The organism is Rhodopseudomonas pentothenatexigens, assembly GCF_900218015.1.
Classification (GTDB): domain Bacteria; phylum Pseudomonadota; class Alphaproteobacteria; order Rhizobiales; family Xanthobacteraceae; genus Rhodopseudomonas; species Rhodopseudomonas pentothenatexigens.
Genome location: NZ_UFQQ01000059.1, coordinates 1 through 3,848 on the forward strand (window position 1 = coordinate 1; position 3,848 = coordinate 3,848).

3 protein-coding genes are annotated in these 3,848 nt (G+C 60.7%); all 3 read right to left on the minus strand.

Annotation, left to right across the window (positions count from 1 at the left end; genetic code table 11):
* Window positions 1–100: 100 nt before the first annotated feature.
* The 3 genes from DWA33_RS24755 to DWA33_RS25040 all read right to left on the minus strand — a co-directional run bounded on the left by DWA33_RS24755 (window position 101) and on the right by DWA33_RS25040 (window position 3,670).
* The gene (locus tag DWA33_RS24755; protein ID WP_114361123.1) at window positions 101–580 is read right to left on the minus strand and encodes a hypothetical protein; all 480 of its coding nucleotides are present in this window, start codon (window positions 578–580) and stop codon (window positions 101–103) included.
* A 1,999-nt stretch (window positions 581–2,579) separates the two neighbouring features.
* Window positions 2,580–3,113: a GNAT family N-acetyltransferase gene (locus DWA33_RS24760; protein ID WP_114361125.1), complete on the minus strand. Its 534-nt coding sequence runs from the start codon at window positions 3,111–3,113 to the stop codon at window positions 2,580–2,582.
* A 212-nt stretch (window positions 3,114–3,325) separates the two neighbouring features.
* On the minus strand, window positions 3,326–3,670 hold the full coding sequence (locus tag DWA33_RS25040) for a hypothetical protein (protein WP_147270307.1): 345 nt from the start codon (window positions 3,668–3,670) through the stop codon (window positions 3,326–3,328).
* Between the last annotated feature and the right edge of the window lie 178 nt (window positions 3,671–3,848).

The window sequence follows — 3,848 nt, forward strand, 5'->3', positions numbered from 1 at the left end:
CCGTTGATTGACACCATCAGTTTGAGGGACGACCACCCTTCCGCCAATTCGCCAAGCGACCTGCTCGGCCTGGCCGGCCCGTTACCCCATCTACGCGTGATTAGTTGCTGACGCAGGCCGCGCTGAACCGCTCCACGACCGGCTTCAGTCCCTTGACGGACCACTTCTCCTTCAGGGCGCCAGAGACGTGGATCGGCTGTCCCGCTGTCAGCACGCCGATCAGGGGCTTGGTGTCGCCGGGAGCAAGATCCGCTCTCAGCTCGAAGGCTCCCGTCATCTCAAAATTCTTGCTGCGCACCGACTTGCCGTTCAGCGTGACGGATTGCGCGCCGCTGGTCAGCGTGACGCTCAGCGGCTCGCTTTTGCCTTTGCCGAGGCTCGTGTATCCGCCCAGTCCGATCTGCACCGCGCCGCTCTTCAGGCAAGTCAGGCGCAGCACATCGTCGGCTTCTTCCTCACCGGCCGGCATCCCGAGCACTTCGGCGGGCTGCTTGGTGGAGGTCCACCGCACCTCCGCCGCATGGGCCGCCGAGCCAAACGACAGAGCCAGCACCAACGCGCCGGCGAATGAAAGACGCATGACCTATCTCCCAAGATGCGCCGGCCCTTCCGCAACGCCGGAGCAGGCGCAGGTGCCACAGCGTCCGGCCGGACGCCAGCCGCACCGGCGCGGACCATTGCTCATGGTGAGACGCGTTGTCGGGGAAGATGGTTCACGGCCGTAGGCCGGAGGGCGCTAGAGCCGAGCGTCTAGCGCTGTCGAGGAGGATCAACGGACTATGCTGCGCTAAACCGCCCTACGGGCTACGGGCTCATCCGCCCGCGGGGCTATGCTCATTTGAATTATGCGCTCTACGAGCCGCCGTCGCTCATCTGAGCTCGGCCTTACTCGTTCCATGTTCCTCGAACAAGGCGGCAACCTTCGACCAAGAAAGCTTGAATCCGTAAGAATTTCCATTCGGAAACCAGACGGCTGACCCATGCGAGATCTTTAACTCGCCCAGCTTGCTATCATTCATCTTGATCTCAATACAAACGTCTGCTCGTCCTACTTCTAGGGGAGGTGTCGTGAGGAAAACACGATGAGTTGCCACGCTAAACTCTCCGAATTGCTAATGCGTTCACTGTATTTCTAAAGTCAGAAAGCGCAAGGTCGCCGAAAGTTGGTAACAGTGCGTAGGGCGCAATAGCGAAGCGTGTTGAGCCGTCGCATGATCAGCGGCGGATTACGCCTTGCTAATCCGCCCTACGAGCTGCCGGTTCAACGGCTGGTGCAGCAGGAACTTGTTGACCAGCACCATTGCCAACAGGCTCGGCCCGGCAAAGCCGCGCGGGATGCTCGTTCTGAACTGCAGGGCTTTCCATGCATGTTTAATAAAGCTGTCGCAATCGTTCGCATGTGTGTCACTTCAAATCCGGACTAGGAATCGCACAACTCTAAAAACGGTCACTTGCAAAGTGTTCAGCGCCGTGTCTACCCTAATACAACCTAAGGTGGCCGCGATGCTTCGATGTCGGCTAGGCACAAGTTGGACAAAGTGCCAATGCTTAAAGCTGTAAGGGAACGAACGTCGAGAGCAATGCAAGCGGCTTTGCTGGTCGGGCGGGTATCGGTGATGTTGATCCCACTCTGTGCGTTCGCAGTTGATATTGCCGAAGGGGCCGACGATCTGAAACTAATATTTGGGGTGAGCTCAATTGCCTTGCCTAGACAGTCCTTGGTTGACATCTCTCCGGTGTCCAGTGCACCGGTTAACACCACTCAAATAGACGTGCAAATCGACGGAACGGCGATCATCCGCCCGTCTCCGAGCGTCACAGAGGGATATTCACCCCCCTGCAGGTCGATCGGCACAATCTTGCTAACGAGGAGCTCGCCCCCCGGCTGGGAAGCTACGCCGATGTTAGCAAAAGCTAAGTCGGTCTCCACGCCATATAGTGGTGTGTCAGAGCTTTTAACGCCTCTCGGGCCAAAGTCGCGATTTTATATCCTTGCCTCTGAACAGACTCGTGATTTTCGCGGGCGCCCCGTCTCGTTTTCCCAATCCGGAAAGACAATGCGGCTGACTTACCGGGCCGCAGAGGAATTAACGGTGGGGTTTTCCACGACAGCAGACGAATGCTTTTTTCAGAACGCCGAAGCGCTCGTAACAAGGCTTCAGGCCTTTATAGCCCATAAATTAGCCCGTGAAAACTAGCGTGGTAGCCCGGGTGGCCGCTACATAGCTCGCGTATCGCTTCGCTCGCGGGCTACGCTTGCTACGTGCCACGGCAGCCGATTGATGAGCCGCATATTCTGTCGGCCGGATAAGCAAAGCGCGTAGGGCGCAATAGCGCAGCGTATTGCGCCGCCTGTCGTAGTCGGCGGATGACGCTTCGCTAGTCCGCCCTATGAGCTGCCCCGGATGCGCTTTGCTGCATCCGAGCACGCTTACGGGCGTTCAGTTTGCCGGTAGGCGGTCGTAGCGTGGGATGAGCGCTGTAGCCCGGATGAGCGAAGCGACATCCGGGGAGCGGCCTTTCAGCGACGCGAAGAGCCCCGGGTATCGCTCCGCTTACCCGGGCTACAATTGCGAGCCTCACGCGGGCATCACCTGCTTCTCGAATTTGAAGAAGCCGCCATCCGGCGGGCCGCCGTCGCCGTCCGGATGGTGCGGGTCCGGATGACGGTCGCTGTAGTATTCGACGATCTTGAAGCCGCATTTGTTGACGTAGAAGTGGATGTTGCGCCGCTCGAAATACGGCGTGTGGGTCTGCCAGACGCGCGTCTGCGGATAGCGCCGCTCGATCGCCCGCCATGCCGCGAGCCCAAGACCGCGGCCGTGCGCGCCGACCGCGATGAAGAAGAAATCGAGCGAATTGCACTTCGTCACGGGATCGATCGTCACCACCGCGCCGCCGACCCGCGTGCCGCCCGCGACGACGTGATACACCACCGCGCCCGGCGCCGCGAGCGACCGCCGCACGTCGTCGTCCGACGGGATCGGCCCATCCGACAGCGTGCCGAACTGTTCGATCACCGCGACGGCAAACGCCTCCTGCAACTGCCGGCCGAACTCCGGCCAGTCGCGCTCGGCCGCCAATTCGAGTGTCACGCTCTGGTCGTCCACCATCCGCTCCTGTCGCTGCCGCGCAGCCGCATCGCGCCGCGTCGGGGCCGGTGCCATCGGCGGTGATGGTGGCGCCGATAAGGCACGCGGGGTGCGACAAAGTGGGCGGGCAGGCGCAAGGGCGAACGTATTGCGCCGCTGCTTGGTGAGCGACGGATTGCGCTGCACTCATCCGACCTACGAGCTGGCTCACAGCATCCAGCAGCCAACACAGATCAATTCCAAAACAACCGGACAAGCCCGATGATTGCGCTGGGGATCGTCGATGCGCCGATCAGCAGCATCGCCAGAGTGCTCAAGATTGCATTCGCAATCCACCAGCCGCGCTCCGGCGTCGCCAGACCGATAGCCGACACGCCAAGGTTCAACGCGAGTGCCATCCAAGGCACCGGACCCGTGGAACTGATAAAGCCCCAATTGCGGAGCTGGGTCACGAAGATGACCGTCGCCGCGATCAAGCCCCAGGCGCCCAGCAGCGCGACGGATCGGTCAGAGACGGATTTGAGGTATCTTCGCATAACAACCGTTGTAGCAGTGGAGGAGGGCGAGGCGAAGTGCATCCGCGTACTTAGCGTCGTCGTAGCCTGGATGAGCGAAGCGACATCCAGGGAGCAGCGGCTTAGCCGGCGAAGGGCCCCGGGTGTCGCTGCGCTCACCCGGGCTTCTGTAACGGGCCTCGGTTAGTCAATCCCTTTTTGCGTGGTCCTGTCGCCGGTGACTTGCTTCTGTCCGGGATCG